Annotated in this window: 17 protein-coding genes; 13 read left to right on the top strand and 4 right to left on the bottom strand. The window is 39.4% G+C overall.

Annotated features, from left to right (window positions below; translation table 11 throughout):
• Positions 1–9 precede the first annotated feature (9 nt).
• The 3 genes from pstA to UCH001_RS10400 all read left to right on the top strand — a co-directional run bounded on the left by pstA (position 10) and on the right by UCH001_RS10400 (position 2,813).
• Positions 10–1,182 (top strand): phosphate ABC transporter permease PstA, encoded by a 1,173-nt coding sequence (gene pstA / locus UCH001_RS10410; RefSeq protein WP_145973125.1) that lies wholly within the window; start codon positions 10–12, stop codon positions 1,180–1,182.
• Positions 1,183–1,217: 35 nt separating this feature from the next.
• Positions 1,218–2,006, top strand: coding sequence for a phosphate ABC transporter ATP-binding protein PstB (gene pstB, locus UCH001_RS10405; protein ID WP_067178522.1), 789 nt, complete (start codon positions 1,218–1,220; stop codon positions 2,004–2,006).
• A gap of 177 nt (positions 2,007–2,183) precedes the next feature.
• On the top strand, positions 2,184–2,813 hold the full coding sequence (locus tag UCH001_RS10400) for a YkgJ family cysteine cluster protein (protein ID WP_067177600.1): 630 nt from the start codon (positions 2,184–2,186) through the stop codon (positions 2,811–2,813).
• Between the two features lie 10 nt (positions 2,814–2,823).
• Here the strand turns inward: UCH001_RS10400 and UCH001_RS10395 are convergent, their stop codons facing one another.
• The 4 genes from UCH001_RS10395 to UCH001_RS10380 form a co-directional block, all read right to left on the bottom strand.
• Complete coding sequence (locus UCH001_RS10395) at positions 2,824–3,282, bottom strand: YaiI/YqxD family protein (RefSeq protein ID WP_067177598.1); 459 nt, start codon at positions 3,280–3,282, stop codon at positions 2,824–2,826.
• A complete protein-coding gene (locus tag UCH001_RS10390) occupies positions 3,279–4,532 on the bottom strand; it encodes a DEAD/DEAH box helicase (RefSeq protein ID WP_067177596.1) in 1,254 nt (417 codons plus the stop codon). The genes UCH001_RS10395 and UCH001_RS10390 overlap by 4 nt, the downstream gene beginning before the upstream one ends.
• 87 nt (positions 4,533–4,619) lie before the next feature.
• Positions 4,620–6,104 (bottom strand): inorganic phosphate transporter, encoded by a 1,485-nt coding sequence (locus tag UCH001_RS10385; RefSeq protein WP_067177594.1) that lies wholly within the window; start codon positions 6,102–6,104, stop codon positions 4,620–4,622.
• Positions 6,105–6,250: 146 nt separating this feature from the next.
• Entirely contained in the window at positions 6,251–7,378 is a 1,128-nt protein-coding gene (locus UCH001_RS10380) for a hypothetical protein (RefSeq protein WP_067177593.1), read from the bottom strand.
• Positions 7,379–7,548: 170 nt separating this feature from the next.
• On the opposite strand from UCH001_RS10380, the gene ciaB reads away from it, so the two are divergent.
• The 10 genes from ciaB (at position 7,549) to nrfD (ending at position 19,546) form a co-directional block, all read left to right on the top strand.
• A complete protein-coding gene (gene ciaB / locus UCH001_RS10375; protein ID WP_067178521.1) occupies positions 7,549–9,408 on the top strand; it encodes an invasion protein CiaB in 1,860 nt (619 codons plus the stop codon).
• Between the two features lie 92 nt (positions 9,409–9,500).
• Entirely contained in the window at positions 9,501–10,949 is a 1,449-nt protein-coding gene (locus UCH001_RS10370; protein ID WP_067177591.1) for an acetyl/propionyl/methylcrotonyl-CoA carboxylase subunit alpha, read from the top strand.
• Positions 10,950–11,000: 51 nt separating this feature from the next.
• Positions 11,001–11,693, top strand: coding sequence for an ABC transporter permease (locus UCH001_RS10365; RefSeq protein WP_067177590.1), 693 nt, complete (start codon positions 11,001–11,003; stop codon positions 11,691–11,693).
• A 147-nt stretch (positions 11,694–11,840) separates the two neighbouring features.
• Positions 11,841–12,629 carry an ABC transporter substrate-binding protein gene (locus tag UCH001_RS10360; RefSeq protein ID WP_067177588.1) on the top strand — a complete coding sequence of 263 codons (789 nt, stop codon included), beginning with the start codon at positions 11,841–11,843 and terminating at the stop codon, positions 12,627–12,629.
• Positions 12,630–12,689: 60 nt separating this feature from the next.
• Positions 12,690–13,286, top strand: coding sequence for a hypothetical protein (locus tag UCH001_RS10355; RefSeq protein WP_067177586.1), 597 nt, complete (start codon positions 12,690–12,692; stop codon positions 13,284–13,286).
• 76 nt (positions 13,287–13,362) lie between these two features.
• On the top strand, positions 13,363–15,132 hold the full coding sequence (locus UCH001_RS10350; protein ID WP_067177584.1) for a GGDEF domain-containing protein: 1,770 nt from the start codon (positions 13,363–13,365) through the stop codon (positions 15,130–15,132).
• Positions 15,133–15,205: 73 nt separating this feature from the next.
• Positions 15,206–15,898, top strand: coding sequence for a response regulator transcription factor (locus UCH001_RS10345; protein WP_067177583.1), 693 nt, complete (start codon positions 15,206–15,208; stop codon positions 15,896–15,898).
• Positions 15,885–17,546: an ATP-binding protein gene (locus UCH001_RS10340; protein WP_067177580.1), complete on the top strand. Its 1,662-nt coding sequence runs from the start codon at positions 15,885–15,887 to the stop codon at positions 17,544–17,546. The genes UCH001_RS10345 and UCH001_RS10340 overlap by 14 nt, the downstream gene beginning before the upstream one ends.
• Before the next feature lie 67 nt (positions 17,547–17,613).
• The gene (gene dsrO / locus UCH001_RS10335; RefSeq protein WP_067177578.1) at positions 17,614–18,414 is read left to right on the top strand and encodes a sulfate reduction electron transfer complex DsrMKJOP subunit DsrO; all 801 of its coding nucleotides are present in this window, start codon (positions 17,614–17,616) and stop codon (positions 18,412–18,414) included.
• A gap of 1 nt (position 18,415) precedes the next feature.
• A complete protein-coding gene (gene nrfD, locus UCH001_RS10330) occupies positions 18,416–19,546 on the top strand; it encodes an NrfD/PsrC family molybdoenzyme membrane anchor subunit (protein ID WP_067177576.1) in 1,131 nt (376 codons plus the stop codon).
• Position 19,547 lies beyond the last annotated feature (1 nt).

Here is a 19,547-nt window from a genome sequence, read left to right as displayed (position 1 = left end):
AGGATTGTTGTGAAAGCACCAAACGATAACTATTTTTATATTCCACAGATTAAAAGACGCAACCAGAAAGCGGCTATTTTTAAGTACCTCACAGTACTTGCTATTGTCTTTTCTATCTCTTTTTTGGTCTTCTTTTTGGTGGATATTGTACGCGCAGGCTATCCTGCTTTTACGCAAACTTATATTAAAATTGAGGTCTCTATTAACGATGAAGTGGTAGAAAACCCTTATGGTGCGGTAAATGGTAAGCAACTTAAAATCATCAGTCGTGCGTGGCTGAGAGATCTTCCTCTTTTGATTAAAGCAAATCCATCATGGATAAATACCAAACAAGAGTTTTGGGCATTGGCAAACTCTGAAGTTGACCAATATCTTAAAGGAAAAGAGTCTCGTACCTCTGAGCGAGATAGAGCGTATGTTGATGAGCTGAAAAATGATGGAAAAGTGGAGCTCAAATTCAACACGCTCTTTCTGCTCTCAGGCGATTCAAAAATCCCTGAAAACTCAGGTATTTATTCTGCGATTATCGGAAGTTTACTGACGATGATCGTCACAATTGCTATCGCGTTTCCTATCGGTGTTATGACTGCTATTTACCTCGAAGAGTTTGCGCCTGAAAACAAGCTCACCCATATTATTGAGGTGAACATCAACAATCTTGCGGCGATTCCTTCCATTTTGTTTGGTCTTTTAGGTTTGGCGATTTTTATTAACTTCTTTGGAGTACCAAGAAGCTCTCCATTGGTAGGTGGTATGACGTTAGCTTTGATGAGTTTACCTGTCATTATTGTTAGCTCAAAAGCAGCCCTTAAGTCTGTTCCTGCCAGTATTCGTCAAGCTGGTTTTGGGCTAGGACTTACCAAATGGCAAATTGTAAGAGACCATGTTTTACCTGTTGCAATGCCGGGTATTTTAACAGGTTCTATTATCTCTATTGCGCGTGCTATTGGCGAGACAGCACCACTCATCATCGTAGGAATGATCGCGTTTGTACCAGATGCAGCAACGAGCTTTAGTGACGCGGCAACTGTGCTTCCAGCACAAATCTTTACATGGGCAGGAATGCCTGAAAAAGCCTACTTGGAGCGAACAGCGGCAGCAATTGTCGTGTTGTTGGTGCTTTTGTTATCTCTTAATGCTGTAGCAATTTATTTACGAAAAAAATTTGAAAGAAAGTGGTAATGACAATGGAAAATGGTTTTATACATACAGCAATGATGGACCGCGAAGAGGGCAATGTTGCTAAAGAAACGGTCAAAATTGAAGTTAAAAATCTGAACCTTTTTTATGGCGAAAAACAAGCCTTAAACTCAATTAATATGGATATCTATACTAAAAAAATTACTGCACTCATTGGACCAAGTGGTTGTGGAAAGTCAACTTTTCTACGTTGTATCAACCGTATGAATGACCTTGTTTTGAATTGTCGTGTTGAAGGCTACATTGGTATCGATGGGCATGACATTTATGATAAAGACATCGACGTTGTTGCTGTTCGTAAGCGTGTAGGTATGGTGTTTCAACAACCAAATCCTTTTCCAAAAAGCATTTATGAAAACATCGCTTATGCCCCTTTGATGCACGACATCGTCAAAAAGGGCAAAGAGTGTGATGAGTTGGTTGAGAGGGCACTAAGAGGAGCTAATCTTTGGGAAGAGGTTAAAGATAAACTCAAAGACCCAGGTACGGCACTCTCTGGTGGGCAACAACAACGTTTATGTATCGCACGAGCGATTGCGGTTGAGCCAGATGTCATTTTGATGGATGAGCCAACGTCTGCGCTTGATCCTATTTCAACAGAGAAGATTGAAAATTTGATGTTGGATTTGAAGAAGAATTATACGATTGTTATCGTCACACACAACATGCAACAAGCCGCACGTATTGCTGATTATACGGCATTTTTCCATATGGGAAATCTCATTGAGTACTCTGATGCTAAAACACTCTTTGTTAATCCAAAAGAGAAAAAAACCGAAGACTACATTACAGGACGTTTTGGTTAATTTTCCTCTTATTATAGACGTTTTAATGGACTTATTAAAACGTCTATAACTTCTATAAAGACTTCATTTGTTCTACATATTCACTCATTTTTGATTACCACTGTTATTTTTGGAATTAATAATGCTTTTCTTTGCAAACCTATAGAGTAATACTCAAATTTGATTGAAAGCAGATGAATGGAAAGCATTGGAAGTTTTATCAATATAAAGAAGCAAGATTTGCATTTTAGTGGGTGTTCGACCTGCGAGGGTGATTGTTGTAATGGAGCTAAAGGTTTTGCCGCAGCACCTCTTATTTTAGAAGATTTTGAAGCCGTATATAAAAATTTCCCTATTTTATTTAGTATCAGAGACCATAAACTCTCTGCTTATGTACTCTTAAATGATGGCAAAAGCTACTGCAAATACTATATCAATCAACAATGTAGCATCTATTTGCAAAGACCACCTGCGTGTAAACTCTACCCGGTAAGCCCTTATTTTGAGCATATCCTTGTCGATACCGCTTGCCCATCGGTCAATCATAATTCTGGTTATTCACTTTGCGAAAATGGAAAATTAAACAGTGCCTTTGCAACAAAACGATTGGAAAATTTTGTTGAAAAGTTAGCAGAAACCCATGCTTTTTTTGCAAGCATTAACAGGTTAGAGCATTTTGAGCATGTCGGAAATTTATCTGGTATACCCTTGTTTCGCTACACTAAGCCAAGCGATAATCCGTATATCCAAATGCATTTAGAATCATTGAAACACTCATGGTTTTCTGTATCGCTACACTCATTAAAACCTACATTAGCGGTCTCTTGAAAGAGTTTATTTAGGCGTGTTTGATAGGTCTTTTCTGTAAGAGGGCATTGAGGGCATCGGCAAACGCACGTTTTTGTTTTTCACCAATCGCACTTGGCCCTCCTGTTATTTCACCTGCATCACGCAGTTCTTGCATCAGGTTACGCATAGCAAGTAAGCTTTTGATGTTACTTTCATCATAAATGGTTCCTCTTGGATCAAGGGCAAGTACTCCTTTACTGACCAATCGGTCGGCTAAAGGAATATCTGCAGTAATGACGATATCGGAGTTTTCAGCATGCTCTACGATGTAATGATCCGCTTCATCCGCCCCTTGTGGGACGATAACCATATGAAGTAGCGGCGAGTCTTGAAGCGGTATCTTTTTGTTGGCGATAAAGTGTGTTGTGATGCCTCGCTTCAAGATAGCTCGAAGTAAAATCTCTTTGAGTGCATTTGGAAAGGCATCAGCATCAACATAGATCATCATCTTTTTTTATCTCTTCTTTTTTCTACATATTCTCTTGGAGCATTCTCTCTACGTTTTGGCTGCCCTTGCGGTTTTGAGTTTCTTCGTTGTTGAATCGGTTCTGCTTTTATAGTAGGGTCTGGCTCAAATCCCTCGATGATTTCACGTTTAAATTTACGGTTGATGAGCTTTTCAATGCCCGCTAAATACTCATGCTCATCTACGCACACTAAAGAGATGGCTTCACCATTATTGCCTGCACGTCCTGTTCGCCCGATGCGGTGAACATAGTCTTCAGCGATATTTGGAAGTTCTAAATTGATGACATGAGGAAGTTGGTCGATGTCAAGTCCACGTGCAGCTATATCTGTTGCAACAAGAACTTGAATCACTCCATTTTTAAAATCAGCCAGTGCTTTTGTTCTAGCGCTTTGGCTTTTATTGCCATGAATGGCAGCGGAGCTAATGCCGATTTTGACAAGGTAATCAGAGACTTTGTTGGCATGGTGTTTGGTACGTGTAAACACAAGCACTTGTGTCCATTTATTATCCGTAATGAGTTTTCCTAAAAGAGCGGTTTTACGTTTACAATCGACCATAATGACTCGTTGATTGACCAACTCACTTGAGGTATTGCGACGTGCGACTTCAACAATCGCTGGATTTTTAAGGATGGATTCACACAGCTTTTTAATCTCATCGGAGTAGGTCGCAGAAAAGAGTAAATTTTGACGTTTGGCTGGAAGCAGGGCGATGACGCGTCGAATATCTTTGATAAAGCCCATATCAAGCATACGATCTGCTTCATCAAGCACAAAGGTGTCAATATGTCTAAGATCAATCGTACCTTGCGAAACATGGTCAAGTAAACGTCCAGGCGTTGCTACAAGAATATCAATACCAGAACGTAGTGCTTGAATTTGCGGATGAATTCCAACGCCGCCAAAAATGACTGCACTTTTAAATGGCAAGTACTTACCATAGGTTTTTACACTCTCACCCACTTGCGCTGCAAGTTCACGGGTTGGTGTAAGGATGAGCACACGAAGAAGCGGTTTACCTTTACTGTGAGGCTTTTTTGAGAGAAGCTCTAAAATAGGAAGTGTAAAACCAGCGGTTTTACCTGTTCCTGTTTGTGCACCAGCAAGCATGTCTCTGCCTTCTAAAATAGCAGGAATGGCTTTTTCTTGCACTGGTGTTGGAGTGGTATAGCCTTCATCGCCAATAGCTTTTAAAATGGGCGCACTGAGATTGAGTTGTGAAAATAACACGATAAGTATCCTTAAAAGAGTAGGGAAAAAATAGAGATAACGCCCAAAATTTGGGCGTTATAAAACAAGAAAAAGCGTGTGTTTTGGTTATTTCATAAAGAAATTAAGAACCATGTAAAGAGCAGAACCTAGTAATGCTGTGACTGGCAATGTGAACAGCCATGAAAGCAGAATGATTTTGATAGTTCCTTTTTGAACACCACCATCAGGTTCTGCAACCATGGACCCGGTGACAGCACTCGATAAGATATGGGTAGTACTAACAGGTGCATGTGCAAAGTTGGCAAGTAAGATGGTAATCATCGCAGTGGCTTGAGCAACCGTTCCTTGCATGTAGTTAATGGGTTTTGCACCAATCTTTTCGCCAATGGTATGTACGATTCTCTGGTATCCAATCATTGTTCCAATACCAATAGCAAGGGCTACTGCCATAATAACCCAGTATGGGGCATATTCAATTGGAGCAACGAGTAGTTTTCTTTGGCTGGTGATATAATCAGATTTGTCTTTGTCCAAAATCAAATAGATTTTTTCTGCTTGAGCGAAGAAGTTATCGGTACATAAAATAGATGTACGAACACTCCATCTGTCTTTAGTTGATAATTCAGAATAGGAGTTTAAGTTATTGAGTTTAGAAGCAACGGAAGAGATCGTTGAGTGAATTTGTTCTACATTGCACTCTGCAATGGTTTTATTTGTTTTCAATGCGCTGATCAATCTTTTTTCATTGACAAGCTGCACAATGGTTTCGCTGTTGTCTTCGTAAAACTTTGCTAAATTTGATGCGGCATCTTTTGTCTGTGTGATTCTATAGTGATGAGAGTCCATATTAAGCGCATAATAATTTGGCAAAATACCAATCAGAATGATCATAATAAGACCAATACCTTTTTGACCATCGTTTGAGCCGTGTGCAAAACTCACCCCTGCACCTGTTGCTACGATGCCCATACGTGCTAGGAAGCTTGGGTGTTTCTTTTTGTCTTCATCATTGGGTGATTTAAAGAGTTTTGGGTTTTGAATGTATTTGCGTGAGAGTTTCATCAGGATAAATGCAAATCCCACACCTATTAGTGGAGAAAGTGCGAGTCCTGCTAGTACTTTATAAACAACTGTCCAGTTAACACTGTGCGCAAGATCAAATCCATTTAGAAGACCGAATGTTGCACTTACGCCGATGATAGAACCAATCAATGAGTGTGAACTAGAGACTGGAAGCGCGAAGTACCATGTACCAAAATTCCATACAACCGCAGAGATAAGTAGTGCATAAACCATCGCTAAAGCGGCATTTTGGTTGGTTTCGACCATGATGTCAAGTGGAAGTAAGTGAACGATGGCGTAAGCAACACCAATACCACCCATCAAAACACCTAAAAAGTTCATAATACCAGACATCACAACAGAATATTTTGCTTTCATAGAGTGTGTGTAGATAATCATTGCAACTGCGTTGGCAGTATCGTGAAAGCCATTAATCATTTCATAAAACAATGCAATTGCCAATGATAAAAGCAAGAGTGCAATCGTTAGCATCCCTACATCATTTAAAGCATCCCAAAGAACAGCCATATTATTTCATCCTCATTTTTAATCCTATAACTTTAGCAAATGAATGTAGTCATTTTCCTTTAATAATGAAATACACCCATGCAATAGCTCTTAAAATGTGACTTTATAGGTATCTGATTTGAGCTCTAAAAATGGTTCAAATCTGATTAACTCATATGTTTCAGTTGTTGTCTTAAATCTACCAACAATGCATTTTGTCGCAGTGCAACGTACTGTTTGAGTTTTGATTTCATAAAGGTGTTGGGCTGCATGTTGATGACAATGGTCTCGTTAATAATGCTAAAGATGCTTGCTTTAGCCGAAATCATGGTTAAAAAACCTTTTTCGGTTGGAATTTGGAAGGCAATTTCGAAGTCTCTTTCCGTAAGATCTTTATGAATGATTTTTTCAATATCTGTCAATTTGACATGTAATACAACCGAACTCTCTGAAATGGTCTCTAGTGTTCCATCAAGAAGTTTGATTTTATTGAGTAAAAGTGTCGCATTGATAGGCTTTTGAGGTTGTACTCTGATGTAGCTTCGATCGAGTGGGGAAGCATCTAAAAACTCTAAATTTGCAAGAACTACTAAGGATTTTGAAGGATCAACTTTGATGATTTTAGCTTTGATGATGCTTGGTATTTTATCGTGCTGGATAAATGTAAAACTCTCTTTTGTGTAGTAGAAAATCTTCGGTGTTGTGATTTTAAGTTGCGCAATGCCCTCATCAAATTTAGCAATGGTTGCCTCTTCTTTGATGGGAATACCATTGTAAAGATTGTGTAAGGTGACTGTTTTTTCTTTTCGTAAAATAGAGGCAAGAACATCGTTTTTATTTTGTGTTTCATAGAAGTCAAAATCCAATGTCCCGTAAAAGATTTTTTTGCGAGTTGAAAGGCGGGACATGACATAGTATTTATCCAAACGATCAAGCAGGCTTTTGTACGAATCTGTGGCATCAAAAAGAGTAATACCAATATTTTTAATTTCGATCTTAAACGTCTGTTTGATGTTGTGCTCTAACTTTTTGAGCACTTTTTTAGCATGGTGAATTTTAATATCGCGCAATATGATGACAAACGTGTCAACACCTTGTTGCAAAAGGGTATGAAAACCAAGTTCTGTATGAATGAATGCAATCAAGTCTTTAAAGAAAAAAGCATCTTCCAAATCCACATCAAATCCAAATTTAACCATAGAAAAAGAGCTCTGATGCATTTTTGCATAGGCAATATTGGCTTCAATAATACCTCGATTGAGATAGGTATTGATGGATTCGTAACGGCTGATCATTTTCTGTTTCCTTTAAAGAGTGTTCACGGTCTTTATGCTCGTTTGATCATGGATAACGATTTGCTTAAGTGTGCGTCATGTCACACAATTAAGGTAATAGTTAATCTCTTCATGATATAAGGGGAGATAAAATTATACTTAAAAAAACACGAAAAAATGTGAGAATGCAGATGAGTCAAAAATTTGAAAATGATTTAAAACGGTTTTATGAACTTTTAGGTGAGCGCCAAAGGGCATTAGGGAGTTATTTTAGTATTGTTGAGTCCGAAAATTACGACAAACGTATTGAGACGTTTATCGATACGTTTTTAGAGAGTATTGAACTCTCTTTGATTCGCGAAAACAGAGTGGCAGCCTTGACACGTTTGATTAATCTTCGTGATGAACAGATGGTGCAAGCCCTAGAAAAAGAGGGTAAAGATGAGGTCTTTATTACAGCGGCAAAAGAAAAAGCGTATCTTTGGGTAAAAGAGTTTTATCTTAAATCACATGCTGAATTGCTCTCTCTTGTGGATAAAGAGTGGCTCTTTTCACCGTTTTACCGTCGTATTTTGCGTGGTGTTCATGAAGTAGGCATGGCGATGAGTACATGGCAATCTTCGTGGAATGAGCACATCATCAATACCATCAATCCGCTCTTGGAACTTGAATACAACAAAAATTCAGAAGCTATTGCACAGATGTTGCATGAAAAGGGTCTGCTTGATCCCTCTCCAACAGGTGAAGATGGAGATAGGTCGTACTCAGTTTTGGAAAAAGTAGAAGGTGGCTATATCGCAAAAGCCTATGCGACAGCATTTGTTAAAGAGGTCAATCAGGTGAGAAATGCACTGCAGAGTCTTTGCGATGATTTAAGCGAGATGGAAGATCCTGATTGGGATCAAAAAGCATTTTACATCGACTATTTCAAAGCGCTGGATGCAGCCTTTGGTGAAGAAGAGCGTAGCGAACTTATCGCAAAATGGGCAGATGTAGATCGTAAATGGATGAAAATTACTGCACCTATTCAAATCGGACATCCTCTTGAATACTATGAAGACCACTATAAAAAAGCTGTAGCACTTGAATGGGATGTGAGAGTTTCTAATCCTGAGAATAAAGGTGCATATGAGACATTTGATCGCATTTTAAAGATGTTTATTCGCTTGTTTGATCAAAATGGCGCAGGTGCTTTGGCGGTTAAAGAGAATGTGCTCTCTAATCTCAAACGTGTTCAGCTCTACATCGGACGACCAGCACTTTTTTATGCGGCTGAATTCAATGGACTTTTCTCAGCACAAGTGGTTCCTAATGATGAAACGGTAAGTCAAGAACTTGGCAAAAAAATCTTTGCATTCTCCGATAACATCTTAGATTCTCTTCGAGCAAAACCATTTTTAAAAATCAATCAAGAGGTTTTCGGAAAAGAGTTTATGGATGCAGAAAGAGAGTTGATTTTCCATCAAGCCACCTTATGGCATCACGTGTATGAGGTGAGCACCATCGGACATGAGTTCGGGCATATTTTATGGATGGATAATGACACCGAAACCAAGATGAATCAAAGTGGGGTATTTAAAAATATAGAAGAGTTTAAAGCTACAACAGGAGGGCTTGTCGCATTTTTTATGAATGAAGACGAAAGCCTTAAAATGGCACTCTTACGCGATACCATTAAACGCTCAGTAGGCTTGATTGCATGGATGAAAACAGGCGAAGTTGAGCCGTATTATTGTGAAGGGTTGATTCACCTTACAGGTCTTTTTGAAACGGGGGTACTCAGCTTTGAAGAGAAATTGCAGATAGATCTCTCGTTAGAAAAATATGAAGCACTCAAAGCATGGTATCTGAAAATTTATACAGAACTTTTAAAGCACTATCTTGCAAAAGGAGATGCCAAACTCTTTTTAGAAAAATTTGCTCTCAAAGAAGAGGGAATTTATCTGCCAACATCACACAATGTCAAAGCATTTGTTGATTATTATTGGGCATTGCACCAACGCATGGGACGCGATATAGACGAGAGTGTTAAGCGTGAGGATTGGCTTTAGGAAATTATGTATAAATTATGTCTTTAACGCAGAGCTTCGTTTAAAGATTGGGTGTTATAATTAGCGGATTATTTTTAGGAGGAAGTCTGGTAATGGAGACCAAGAAAATTACGAAAGTGTTGATTGCTAATCGTGGGGAGATAGCACTCAGAATCATTCGCTCTTGTAAAGAGCTCGATATAAAAAGCGTCTCTATTTTTTCGACAATAGATGCAAGTGGCGTATGGGTCCGTAAAGCAGATGAGAGTGTTTTACTGGAAGGTGATCCAATTAAAGTCTATTTGGATTACAAAAATATTGTCGAAGTTGCCAAAAGAGTAGGTGCGGACGCAATTCACCCAGGGTATGGCTTTTTGTCTGAAAATCCTGATTTTGCACAACATTGTATTGACAATGGGATTATCTTCATTGGACCAAAGCCCGAGCACATCGCGCTTTTTGGTGACAAAATGGCATCAAAGGTTGCAATGAAAGCTGTAGGTGTTCCTGTTATTGAAGGAACAGATGAGCCTATTACAAACATAGACGATGCCGTAAAAGTTGCCAAGGAGATTGGTTTCCCTGTTATCATCAAAGCAGCATTTGGTGGTGGCGGTAAAGGTATGCGTATTGTCAAAAAAGAGGAAGATTTCGTTCCTATGTTTGAAGCAGCAACCAAAGAAGCGGAGCGCTTTTTTGGAAGAGGTGATGCGTTTATTGAAAAGTACCTCTCAAATCCTCGTCATATTGAAGTTCAAATTGTTGCGGACAAATATGGTAACGTTATTCACTTAGCGGAGCGTGATTGTTCAATTCAAAGAAAACACCAAAAAGTTGTTGAAATTGCTCCAAGTCCACGTCTTAATGATTCTGTGCGAAAAGAGCTTCTTAGAACTTCTAAAAAAGCGATGATCAAACTAGGATATGAGAGCGTTGGAACGGTTGAGTATTTGGTCGATGAAGATGACAATTTCTACTTCATTGAGATGAATACCCGTGTTCAAGTAGAACACACCATTACTGAAGCGATTTCTGGTGTGGATATTATCTACCGTATGATTCGTATTGCAGAAGGTCAAAAGCTTCCATTTATGCAAGAAGATATTAAGTTCCGTGGTTATGCTATCGAGTTCCGTATCAATGCGGAAGATCCTAAAAATGGCTTTATCCCGTCTTCTGGACGTATTTCAACGTATCTTTCACCAGGTGGTCCTGGTGTGAGAATGGACTCTATTGGTCACAAAGACTATATTGTCCCAACCAATTATGACTCGATGATTGGTAAACTCATTGTTACAGGTTTGGATTGGGATGGTGTTGTGCGTAAATCAAGACGTGCTTTAGATGAGTTTATCATTGCGGGGATTCCAACCAACATTCCACTTCACCGTGAAATTGTACGTGATGATGACTTTAAAGAGGGTGTTTTCAATACAACATACCTTGATAAAAAACTTCCGACATTTACTATGGATGTGATTCAACATCTTGAAGAAGATGAAGCAAAAAATGAGCGTATTGCTGCCATCGCAGCTGCGATTCGTATGAGTCAACAAAAATAGAGTTTATTGTGGAGAGTGTTGTAGCACTCTCCCTCTTCTTTGGAATTTTTTATGCACACTATTTCACTTTTTAACTTACTTTATCTTCTTCCTCCACTTTTCATCGTCGCATTTTTTTACTACAGATGGGTTGGCAAGAAAACAGAAATTGCGTTTGCGACACTGCGTATGAGCATACAATTAATCGTGATAGGCTATGTGTTAACGTCATTGTTTGAAACCAACGCATTTTGGCTTTTAGCCCTTTTGGTTGCTGTGATGATAACAACAGCATCCCTCATCGCAAGGCGCAATATTCATCGAAAAGATTTTGAAGTGTATGCAGCGATTTTGATTTCTATCGCACTGGGTGGAACACTCAATTTAGCACTGGTGTTATGGGGTGTTTTAGAATTAGACAATCCTCTTGATCCTCGCTATGTTATTCCCCTTGCCGGGATGATTTATGCCAATGCTATGAACGCAATCTCTCTAGCTGCAGAGCGATATGAAAAAGAGAGAGAACATCACGATAAGTACAAAGCGCGCTCTATTGCGTTTAAAGCTTCCATGATGCCTCAAATCAACTCTTTTTTAGCGGTTGGCTTTGTTTCTTTGCCTGGAATGATGACAGGACAAATTCTCTCAGGCGTTGATCCCCTCATTGCCGTGCGTTACCAAATTGTTGTGATGGCAATGATTTTAAGCAGTGGTGCTATGAGCAACATTCTTTACCTCTCCTATATGACCTCTAAAGAAGAGTGATACTTCTTTCCACATTTTTTCGTCACTTTCTCATATTTTGAGTTTCACATAAGTCTGTATGTGTTACAATTTTAAGTTTTATTTTAAATATATTTTTAAGTTTCTTGACTGCTGGCCTTTCTTAAATGAATAATGTAAGGACAAAAAATGCGTCTTCGAGCCTTGACTTGGTATGGAGTGATTTTTGGATGGCTGGGTGTTACTACCCTTTTGGGTGCTGACCCCGTGGTGTACGCAGGACCAAATCCCCCGTTTAATTTTCGTGATAAAGGAGTGGTTCAAGGCTTAGGGTTTGATCTTTTAGAAGCGAGTTTAGCAACCATCAGACCACGGTTTTCACAAGAAGAGATTGACCTTGATATATGGAATAAAGTCTACAATGAAGCTCTTGCTCACCCTAATAGTTTTTTAATCAGTACAGCGCGTTTAAAAGACCGTGAATCACTGTTTCAATGGGTTGGACCTCTTGCAACCGTCAAACTAGGAGCTATCACGAAACGCAGCCTCGTGGTTCCAAAGGGCAATACCATCGAAGCACTTCGAAATCTTCGTATCGCAACTATCAAAGAGACTTCGGCAGAACAGACACTTTTTAAAGAGATTGGGACAAACCATGGGCTCAATATCACGCGTGTTTCAACACCGATTCAAGGTTATAAGATGTTGGAATATGGAAGAATTGATGCTCTAGTCTATACGGACGTTCCGTTTGTGTATCATTTAGTCAGTGAAGGACAAGATGTATCTCAGTACAAAATGGCACATGTGTTACTCAATACCGATTATTACATTGCTGCGGGAAAAGGGGTTCCAAAAGAGCAGATTAACATCATGCAAACACAGCTCAATCGCTTAAAAGAGATTGATAGCAAGGGAAGCAGTATGTATGATCGAATCGTGGCGAATTACCTAAAAGGTTCAGTTCTTCAGCCCTGATTTTCACCAAAACTTCACGATTTTACTCTATAATACGCCAAAACGTTTAAAAGAGGCTCTATGAAGCATTTATTTTGGCTGTTGGTCGCACTGTTCTTTGTTGGGTGTGGCCCTCGTTATGTGATTAAAAATCAGTATATTCCTCCTGCATCTTCGGTGTCTCAGTCGTGCCTTAACAACTGTTCTCTTATTCGTCAAAATTGTCAAAATCAATGTCAGCAAAATTATCAGTATTGTCTTGATGATGCCTATGCTAAAGCAAAAGCTGTTGAGGTTGATGAGCAACGTGCGTATGAAGTAGCGTATAGTCGTTACCAGATAGATTATGGTTTTTATCAGATGGAGATGCACCGTTGGCAAAGAGATTATTACGATTACAGTCGAGATCTCAGCCATTTTCAAAGCAAGTGCGAACGTGACAAAGACCCTTATGCCTGTCAAAAGCGGGATGAATTACGCCGTTATATGAACCGATTAAGTCACGATAGACCACGAGAACCGTGGGTTCCAGCTCGACCAACATTTGAGGAAATTTTAGTCAATCAACAAAGCTTTTGTACCACGAACTGCGGATGTGAACAGAGCTATGATAACTGTTTTGTAGGATGTGGTGGGCAAGTGATTCCGCATAAAATCTGTGTAGAAAATTGCGATTAATGTTGATAAGAATGTAATGATTTAGTAATCGCTTAAGAGTATGATTTCTTCATTTGCAATGAAGGATTTGTACGTAATGCTTAACGAAAAATGGCAAAAGCTTATTGAAGTTGCTGATTTTGCCTTTCAACCCATTGTCAATATTTATACGGGTAAACTCTATGCCGTAGAAGCACTGATTCGCAACTATGAAGCAGCAGGGTTTACCACGATTGACTGCATTTTTGATACCGCTTATAGTGAAAAAACACTCTATCTGCTTGATGTAAAACTGCGAGAAAAAGCCATTCATAAATTTTCACTTCTTCCTTTTTCCAAACATATCAAACTGTTTTACAATCTCGATAACCGCATTACCATGATGCCAGACTTTAAGTCAGGCTATACGTGTGAACTGCTTTCAACCTATGAGATGGAGACGTCAAATATCTGTTTTGAGCTCTCTGAAAAACATCAAGTGGGTATGTATGCAGGTGTGGACAAATTGGTACTTAATTTGTATAAACAGCAAGGCTATAAAATGGCGATTGATGATTTTGGTGTAGGCTTTTCAGGGCTTCAAATGCTTTTTAATGCCGATCCTAATTTCATCAAAATTGATCGTTTTTTTATCAATGAAATTCATCTCAGTAAAAAGAAAAAACTCTTTGTCAGCTCTATTGTTCAGATTGCTCAAGCGATGGGCATTTTCACGATTGCAGAAGGGGTTGAGTGTGAAGAAGAGTACATCGAGTGTAAAAAACTTGGGTGTAACATGGTGCAAGGCTATTTCGTGCAAAAGCCCACACGAGATGTTACTGAAATCGTCTCTTCGTATGAGCATCTCAAATACGTTTCACAACATAACAAACGTAAAAATGGAAAAATCGCCAATATTGAGAAGTATCTGCAAAAGAGTCACACGGTCTTTGTGGATTCGCATATCAATGAAGTGTACGAGGTACTCAAAGCCGATAAAAAGACACACTTTGTTCCCGTCTTAGCACGCGATATGACGCCGCTTGGGATTATCAAAGATGCCGATATTAAGGCGTATATTTACTCTAACTATGGCAAAGCCCTTTTGTATAATCTCACACAAGGAAGCCTCAAAAAAATTATCTCACATTGTGGTAGAGCGGACATCAATGACCCCATTGAAAAGATCTTGAAAATCTATGCCTTTGATGATGATAATGATGCGATTTTAATTACGGAAAATGAAAAATATGTAGGTTATCTTAGTTCTAAAGTGCTGTTAGACATTGTGAATGAAAAGAACATCGTTGATGCCAAAGACCAAAATCCACTCACAGGGCTTGCAGGCAATCGCATCATCAATGAATTTGTCGCCAATGCGATGGATGGTAAAGAGAAAGTGATGATGGCGTACTTTGACTTTGATAACTTCAAACCGTTTAATGACAACTATGGCTTTCGTAAAGGTGATCGTGCGATTACCCTGTTTGCAGATATCTTGAAAAGTACTGTAGGGTTTGATGAGTGTTTGGTCGGGCATGTGGGAGGCGATGACTTTTTTTTGGGCTGGAGTTTGAAAGAGGACGATAGCTTTGAGAAAGTCTATGGTATTGTATTAGAAATTGTGAAAAAATTTGCAGAAGATATTAAGAGTTTTTACTGTGAGCAGGGGCTCAACTCTGGTTATATTATGGCAAAGAATCGTGATGGCATTATTCAGCCTTTTCCGCTTATGACAGTTAGTGCAGCAGTGATCTGTCATGGTTTTGGGTATCAACATGACCTAGATGATAATGAACTCAATGAGATTTTTGGTGTACTCAAAAAGAGCGCTAAAACATCACCTACCCATATCGCTTGTGTTGATTTGGGTGTGATACGCCATTAAAATTCTAAGAATGCAAGTGATTTGACAATTCATTTTATGTGCGTTAGAATAGTCCTTTTTCATAAGGAATGCTATGCACAATCCTCTTGCTCTCTTTGAGCGCTTAACTATTTTATACGCTGAAGATGAAGAGAGTTTACGTAAAAGTGTCACGCAAACATTGGAGCTATTTTTTGATAAAGTCATTGAAGCAAAAGATGGTGAAGAGGCACTTGAACTCTTTGATGAGCATAAACCAGATATCTTATTGCTCGATATTTGTATGCCAAAATGCGATGGACTTAAACTTTTAAAAGAGATTCGCAGTTCTTACAAAAGAGTACCTGTGATCATCATGAGTGCGTATGCGGAGCCTGTCTATTTTCAACAAGCCATAGAGCTTAATATTTGCAAATACCTTCTCAAACCTTTTTCCAAAGAGAGTTTTTTAGATGCCCTTAAAACCTGCGCTGCTTGGATGTATGAGTGGGGCGATGGTGGCGTTGTAAAAGTGGGCAGTGATCTTTTTTATGACCCAGAAACAGGAGACTTGGTGAATGAAGGCGTCTCTTTTGTGTTGAGTAAGAAAGAGCGTCTTTTGTTCGAATATCTACTGCGTCAGAAAAATCGTGTGATCTCATTTGAAGAGCTTGAAGAAGCTATCTGGGCAGGTGAGGGCGGAAACAAAGATGCACTCAAAGCATTGATTAAAGAGCTTCGTAAAAAGTTGACCAAAGAGAGCATCGAGAACGTTTTTGGTATAGGGTATAAACTTGTCATACATTAAAGCACTCTCATCTCCTTCTACGAAAACCAAAACTATGATTTTCGTGCTGATGCTTTTTTTAGCGATGGCGACGATTTTCGGTTTGATGCGTTATGTGGATGTACGCGATGGGATTGAAAAATCACGTAAAGATTATGCGGCACAAATTCATAGCATTTATGCGATGACACTTAAACGTACCAGTGCGTTTTACCTCAATCGCGCCTATGCCAATCTTGACTCCTATGGTATCAAAGAAGCCCTTGAGCAAAAAAATGTGGCGCAACTGACAGGTCTTTCAAGTTTTCGCTGGAATGTCTTGAAACAGGAAAACCCCTATTTATTAGGGATTCGTTTTTATGATGAAAATCTATCTTTGCTAGCATACCTTGGTAAGGAACCGAAAAAAGAGGAAATAGCGCAAAATGGAGAAGTTCCTAAAGAGCCAAAAGTAGGCTTCTTCTTCTCGAAGCATTATGCGGCGTATCATATCATGGTTCCTGTTTTTGTAAATGAAAAAATCATTGGCATGTTAGAGTTTGCGATTGCGCCTGAGTTCTTTCTCAACGAAGTTGAAGAGTTCTCAAACCTCAAAGGTTACATTCTCTTTAAAGGAGAGGAGTTTATACCTTCCGATGAAGCACTTTTGGGGATTAGTTTGCATGATGGCGAAATTTCTCAAAATAAAAAAAGCACCTATATCACTCATGCGATTAAGCTAGAAGGACTTCTTGGTGATGACTTGGCAGAGCTTCTTTTCTTCCAAGATATCAGTGATCAACAGCAAAAACTTCTTGATGCTGTTTATGAAGCATTTTTTGTCGCACTGAGCATGATGGCAGTGCTGCTCATTATCCTCAATTATGGTTTTAATGTCTTGATTTTGCGCCTTGAAGAGAGCGAAGCAAATCTCAAAGAGCTTAACCATACGCTAGAGTTTCGTGTCAATGAAGAGATCGCAAGACGCATGGAAAATGAGCAAATCTTGATGCATCAAAGCAGACTTGCAAGTATGGGTGAGATGATCGGAAACATTGCCCATCAATGGCGCCAACCTCTGAGTGAACTAGGTGCAACACTCATGAACTTGCAAATCCTTTGGGAAAAACAAAAACTCACGTCTGCTGTCTTTGAAGATCGCATCAAACGCTCAGAAGGCTTAATCGCCTACATGTCAAAGACCATTGATGATTTTCGCAATTTCTTTGCAAGCGATAATAAAAAAGAGCGCTACTGCGTTAATGACGCGATTCGCAAATCGCTTGAATTAATTGAACCAGCTCTAAAAAACCATCATATCGTACTAGAGTTTCACGAAGAAGGTGAGTATGAAATTGAAGGTTATCCTAGCCAGTTTGCTCAAGCTATTTTAAATATTATCAGTAATGCAAAAGATATTCTTTTAGAACGTGGTATTCATGCTCCAAAGATAGAAATAACCCTAAAATGCAAAGAGGGAAAAACGCTCATTCAGATTGCTGACAATGGCGGGGGCATTACATTAGAGCCAATAGAGAAAATCTTTGAACCCTACGTGAGTACGAAACATGCAAAGAGTGGAACAGGCATAGGACTTTACATGAGTAAGTCCATCATTGAGAAAAATGCCAATGGCGTTTTATCTGCGTATAACAGCGATATAGGAGCTGTTTTTGAAATAACCCTCTAGCGTTTCTCTCTACTTTCTCTCTAGTGGTTGTTATGATTTCTTTTGGAATAGACCAAAAGGAGTTATTATGGATGAGAAAGAGTCCAAACAGAGGCGTAGAGGATTTGTCAAAAAGACAACGGCTCTTTTGGGTGCTGCTGTACTTGCGGCCCCTAGTGCAAAAGCGATAAGCCTTACCAACCCTGGACGCGAAAGTGGCGATGCTCGCTATATCGGACAAGAGGGTAAGCGTTTTGGCATGGTAATCGATCTTCGTAAATGTGTTGGATGCCAAGCATGTGTAAGTGCATGCAAAAGCGAAAACAAAATCCCCAAAGAAAAATTTAGAACGTATGTGCCTGAGTATGAGTTAGGCAGTTACCCTAATGTGCATAAGGCATTTTTACCCCAACTGTGTAACCAGTGTGCTGAGCCTTCCTGTGTAAGTGTTTGCCCAACAGGCGCAACATTTGCGCGAAAAGACGGCATCGTTGTGGTGGACAGTGAAGTATGTTGGGGCTGTGGATACTGCATCAATGCTTGTCCTTATGACAAACGCTACTTCAATCCCGTTACCAATGTCGCAGATAAATGCACACTCTGTGCTCACAGAATCGACCATGGCTTATTGCCAGCATGTGTGGAGAGTTGTGTAGGAGGAGCTCGTATTTCTGGCGATCTGAATGATCCAAACTCTGCCGTTTCAAAGCTTCTTTCAACGTACCCAACAACCGTTTTAAAACCAAACAGTGGCACGAAACCGCGTGTTTTTTACATAGCGCTTAGTGGTGAGATTCAAGGTTTGCCGTATTCTCCTAAAGTCTTAGATGATATGGCACGTAAAATCGATGGAATGACTGCTCGTGAGTGGTCAAGCAAAGGAGAATAAGATGGATTTTGGAACACTACTGCATACGATTAGCTCAATTACACCTGATCGTCCTTGGGGTATTGATATTCCCAACTATTTCTGGTTTACGGGAAGTTCAGCGGCAGCATTTATTATCTCAAGTTTTGCGCATGTTTTTGGTATGAAAGAGTATAAACCCATCGCAGGTTTTTCATTGCTTTTAGCTTTTGTATTATTGGTGGCGGCACCGATGAATCTCATCGATGACCTTCGCCAACCAGGACGCATTATGAACTTCTTTTCCTATGGTTGGGAGAACTTCCCTACATCACCTATGAAATGGGGTGTTTTATTGTTGATTGCGTACCCGTTGCTCATTTTAGTCGAGGCTTTGGTGCTATACCGCCCTTATTTTGGCTTTTCAAAAGGAGTGTTGAGAAGTAAAGAGCAACAAGAAAAAGACCATCATTTAGGCGTGCTCTTAGGTGCGATTGGTATACCACTAGCATTAAGCGTGCATGGATACACAGGTTACATCTTAGGTGCGGTTCATGCGATACCTTTGTTCCATACACCACTGATGCCTATTTTATTTTTAGCGTCTGCAATGGTTTCAGGAACGGGGCTTCTCATCATTTTACTGCCTATTTTCCAAAAGTTCTTTACGGATTTTAAGCGCATTGATATGGCGATGATGCAGCGTCTTGCACGTCTTTTATCGTGGTTTGTTGTGATAGATTTAGTGATTCGTTTCTTTTGGCTGACCTTTGCCATTACGTTCAATAATGAAGAAAAGTATGCGCTCAAACTCTTTTTTGGTGAAAATTTTTGGGAAGTGTTGATTGTGGATTATGTTATTTGTCTCATTGTTCCGATGATTATTGGATTTACAAACTATTTTGCACGCTCATTCAAATGGATTTTATTTGGAGGAATTCTCTCTGCCATTGGCGTATGGATTTTTCGTTGGAATACCGTTATAGGTGGTCAAAGTATTGGTAAAACAACGCCATTTTTGCTCGAATATCACCCGCATCTTACAGGGTTCGATAGCATCCTCTCTGTTCTTTCTAACTGGAGCCTTTTAATCGCTTTGGTTGCTTTAGTGATGGTGATTTTTCCTTGGGATAAAGAGATGGCAAATTATTATGTGACAAAAGAGGAGCGATAAT

This window comes from Sulfurospirillum sp. UCH001, assembly GCF_001548035.1.
Taxonomy (GTDB): domain Bacteria; phylum Campylobacterota; class Campylobacteria; order Campylobacterales; family Sulfurospirillaceae; genus Sulfurospirillum.
Note: the sequence above shows the minus strand (reverse complement) of the source record. Positions and strands in the feature narration are given on the sequence as shown.